The sequence below is a fragment of the Chamaesiphon sp. GL140_3_metabinner_50 genome, from assembly GCF_025361915.1.
In the GTDB taxonomy this organism is placed as follows: Bacteria; Cyanobacteriota; Cyanobacteriia; order Cyanobacteriales; family Chamaesiphonaceae; genus Chamaesiphon.
The window spans coordinates 1-3,874 of the sequence record NZ_JANYJC010000198.1; the positions used below are offsets into that span (position 1 = coordinate 1).

4 protein-coding genes are annotated in these 3,874 nt (G+C 45.3%); 3 read left to right on the plus strand and 1 reads right to left on the minus strand.

What is annotated here, in order from left to right; all coding sequences use genetic code 11:
- Positions 1-359 precede the first annotated feature (359 nt).
- A complete protein-coding gene (locus Q0R35_RS09885) occupies positions 360-1,355 on the minus strand; it encodes a phosphoribulokinase (protein ID WP_295616956.1) in 996 nt (331 codons plus the stop codon).
- Between the two features lie 178 nt (positions 1,356-1,533).
- Here Q0R35_RS09885 and Q0R35_RS09890 point away from each other — a divergent pair, with 178 nt between their 5' ends.
- The 3 genes from Q0R35_RS09890 to trxA all read left to right on the plus strand — a co-directional run bounded on the left by Q0R35_RS09890 (position 1,534) and on the right by trxA (position 3,780).
- Positions 1,534-1,671 (plus strand): hypothetical protein, encoded by a 138-nt coding sequence (locus Q0R35_RS09890; protein WP_295616959.1) that lies wholly within the window; start codon positions 1,534-1,536, stop codon positions 1,669-1,671.
- A gap of 348 nt (positions 1,672-2,019) precedes the next feature.
- The gene (gene petH / locus Q0R35_RS09895) at positions 2,020-3,255 is read left to right on the plus strand and encodes a ferredoxin--NADP reductase (RefSeq protein ID WP_295616962.1); all 1,236 of its coding nucleotides are present in this window, start codon (positions 2,020-2,022) and stop codon (positions 3,253-3,255) included.
- A 201-nt stretch (positions 3,256-3,456) separates the two neighbouring features.
- Positions 3,457-3,780: a thioredoxin gene (gene trxA, locus Q0R35_RS09900; RefSeq protein WP_295616965.1), complete on the plus strand. Its 324-nt coding sequence runs from the start codon at positions 3,457-3,459 to the stop codon at positions 3,778-3,780.
- Positions 3,781-3,874: the final 94 nt, after the last annotated feature.

Here is a 3,874-nt window from a genome sequence, read left to right on the forward strand (position 1 = left end):
CAAATTAATTAGTTCGTTAAAACGAACTTTAGCTATTAGCCCCAAATTCATTTGAGGGCGGTGTAGAAACGAAGCTAGGGGTCATAAATCGCAGATCCTTATCCCGAACTTACGTTAGATAACGTGCGTTAAGTAGCTGGGCTTAATTAAATATAAAATACCAACTATGTACACAACGCTGCTGTCGTTAGGTTTCGCGTTGTCTACCCAACCTACTAGTCAGGCTAGATCCCTGACTTCTCGGAGAAGTCGGGGATCTGATGTTGCTATAAACAATAAAAAAGAGCGAGTTAAAAACTACGCTCCATGCTAATTAATTCGATCGACTAGATCGCCCCTGAAGGGGTAGTTTAATAATGCTAGACTTTAGCAGGTACTTTAGCTTGAGCTGTCAAAAGTTCGTAAGTCGCTCTCATTTTTAGACCGACCATGACTTGGAATAAACCAGTACCATTATTAGAGCCGGGATACTCGCGGTGTTGGAGCAGTAGGCTAGTCATTTCACCTTTGTGCTTAGTCGAAATGTTGCTCAAGTGGCTTTCGATGTAGCTAACTTGCTCTAAGTTGCCTAATTGACCGTCGAGTTCGAGTACCGAGACGGGGTTACCGTAGTATGTATCTGGCCCGTAAAACATTTTAATGCCGGGATATTCACAGGTGAGTTTCCGACCGCAAGGTCTCCAGTGAATGGTCGAACCTTCGTCGAATAGGTAAACGGGATCGAAGTCAGATACGCCTTCCCGCTGCATTAAGCGCACGCGCAAGAGCTTGCTTTCTTTATCGTCGATGAGTTTGGTGGGTAAGACTTGAATTACCACATCTGCATGACCGCGCTGAGGCTCGATGTAGGCTTCAAAGTCGGGACGGCGAGATTCGATGGCAGCTAAGACATCATCGTAGCTGTGTCCGCGTTCTGCCATGTCTCGTTGAATTTTCCAAGCGATTTTGACATCATCGGTGATATCTAGGTAAACGCTAAAGTCGATCAATCCTCTGACTCGCTCGTCGAAGAGGGGATGTAATCCTTCGATGACGATGACATGGTTGGGTTCGACTTTTTCTGGCGGATCGATTAAGCCAGTTTCGTGGTTGTAAATGGGTTTGTCGATCGTTTGACCGCTTTTGAGAGCCTTAATTTGCTCGTACATGAGGTCGAAATTATTCGCACGCGGATCGAGTGCTGTGACTTTTTGCTCTTTCCGCTGGTAGCGATCGAGGCTATGGTAGTCGTCTAAACAGATTACCGTAACGAAATCTTCTCCAAACAAGTCGATAATCCGCTGTAAAAACGTTGACTTACCGCAGCCGGAATCTCCAGCAACGCCAATTATCACCACACGATCCACCTTACTCATAGCTATCCTCTTATATCGAAATTTTTTGTAAGTGTTTAGTTCTAGTTCTTTGAATTAAAATTTTACCTCAATCCGTCATCCCGATTAAAGTAGATGCAGATAAAGTTGACGATCGGCGATCTTGGCGATCGGGAACATTAGTTTCGATTGCCTACGGCACGCTACGCGAACGATACTGGTGCAATTATCGCTCGAATCGGGCACAAATCGCGAACAGTCAGGCAGCAAATCTAACAAAATTATAAAATTTACCACCCTTGCCACCGTTAAATTAATTATTTCCAGCTCGGTTGACTCGCAGGGATTGGGGACGTAAAACTGCACTCAGTAAACATTATACCTCGATTGGGACGATTCTATCCCCGATCGGGGCATACTCGATCGGGATGAATGTCGATTTTTGCATAAAGCAACACTCAAAAATCTGACAATTGCGCGGGTTCGCTCTTGTGCAATGGGACTGCGCTACGGTATTCTGGCTGGGATATGGTCGATCCAGCATACACAACGGTCTGGATTCTAGTTAGTAACTAGAAGATATCGCTAGCTGCTGCCGATCGAGTGTCCGATTGTTCGATCGGTCAGCATGTCAATGGGTGATATCTGAAGTAAGTAGAGTTATAATGACACCTATTATTTGGGGTTTCGGAGAGATAAATTAGCAATGTATAATTCAAGTCTAAGCGGTAGTGCTGGTAATTCAGCAGCAAACAATCGTCTATTTATCTATGAAGTTATCGGTTTGAGCAATCGTCAATCTGCTGATAGTGTCAATGGTAATGTCCGTCGCAGCGGTAGTGAGTTTATTACGGTACCTTACCAACGGATGAATCAAGAACTGCGTCGCATTGCCAATTTAGGTGGCAAAATTCTCAGCATTCGTCCATTTGGAGCCAACTCGCAGCCACTGGCGATCGAAACTAGCGAATCTGCGCCCCAAGCTGAAGCCCAAGCCGAACAACAAACAGAAGTTCAAGCGGCTGCACCCGCAGCTACACCGAAAAAACATGCCGATGTCCCGGTAAATATCTACCGTCCGAACGCACCATTTGTCGGTAAGTGTGTCTCTAACGATGGACTATTGGCTGAAGGCGGTATCGGCATGGTACAACATGTGAAATTTGATATCTCGGCTGGAGATTTACGGTATTTTGAAGGTCAAAGTATCGGTATTATCCCCCCCGGCAAGGATAGCAAAGGCAAAAATCACAAAATCCGGTTGTACTCGATCGCCAGCACCCGCCACGGTGATAATGTCGATGATAAAACAGTCTCTTTGTGCGTCCGTAAACTAGAGTACAAAGACGAAAAAACTGGACAAGAAGTTGAAGGAACTTGTTCCACCTTCTTGTGCAACATCAAACCGGGCGATGACGTGCAAATTACTGGCCCCACGGGGAAAGAAATGTTGCTGCCTGAAGACCCTGATGCCAACGTGATTATGATGGCAACTGGAACGGGGATTGCGCCCTTCCGTGCTTACCTATGGCGGATGTTTAAAGACAACGAGCGTCATGCTAACCCCGACTATCGCTTTAACGGTTTAGCTTGGTTGGTATTTGGAGTCGCAACTACCCCCAACATCTTGTACAAAGGCGAACTTGAAGAAATTCAGGAAAGATATCCCGATAACTTCAAACTCACCTATGCTGTCAGCCGCGAACAGAAAAATGCTGAGGGTGGCAAAATGTACATCCAAGACCGGATTGCCGAAAACGCCGACCAACTTTGGTCGTTAATTCAGCAAGAGAAAACGCATGTATATATTTGCGGACTCAAAGGCATGGAAACAGGCATCGATGCGGCATTGACGACTGCGGCAATTAAATCTGATGTTAAATGGTCAGAATATCGCTCTCAAATGAAACGCGCTGGTCGTTGGCATGTTGAGACTTACTAAGCAATAACTCGTGGCTGGTGGCTAGTCAATAAATATTTACAGTTTGGCTGACAATCGGAACAGTCAACTGTTGACAATGGTTGAGGATGAATCGATGGCTAATTGCGATCGGCAACTACCCCCAACTAGTTACTAGCCACTAGCCAATTATGGTAAAATTGAATACAAACCGAGCAAACTTAGGTAAATAGGATTGGAGCCATGTCGTCAGCAGTAGAAGTTACAGACGGTTCTTTTAAAGAGGATGTCCTTGATAGTGAGATTCCAGTATTAGTCGATTTTTGGGCACCTTGGTGCGGCCCTTGCAGAATGGTCGGCCCTGTGGTAGACGAAATCGCCGCTCAGTATGAAGGCAAAATCAAGGTATATAAGCTCAATACTGACAATAACCCCAACGTTGCCAGTCAATATGGCATTCGGAGCATTCCGACACTAATGATTTTCAAAGGCGGTCAAAAAGTCGATACAGTTGTCGGGGCAGTACCCAAAGCAACTTTATCCAATACCGTAGAGAAATATCTCTAAAAAAATCCATCCGCGACGACAACATGGATGGAATGTGCGATCGATAAATAGCTGAGAATTTTCGGCAGGTCGAATCTCTCGATCGATCTCAAGC

Coding starts and splice junctions, on each gene's coding strand:
- trxA (WP_295616965.1), top strand. CDS start 3,457: ATGTCGTCAGCAGTAGAAGTTACAGACGGTTCTTTTAAAGAGGATGTC.
- Q0R35_RS09885 (WP_295616956.1), bottom strand. CDS start 1,355: ATGAGTAAGGTGGATCGTGTGGTGATAATTGGCGTTGCTGGAGATTCC.
- petH (WP_295616962.1), top strand. CDS start 2,020: ATGTATAATTCAAGTCTAAGCGGTAGTGCTGGTAATTCAGCAGCAAAC.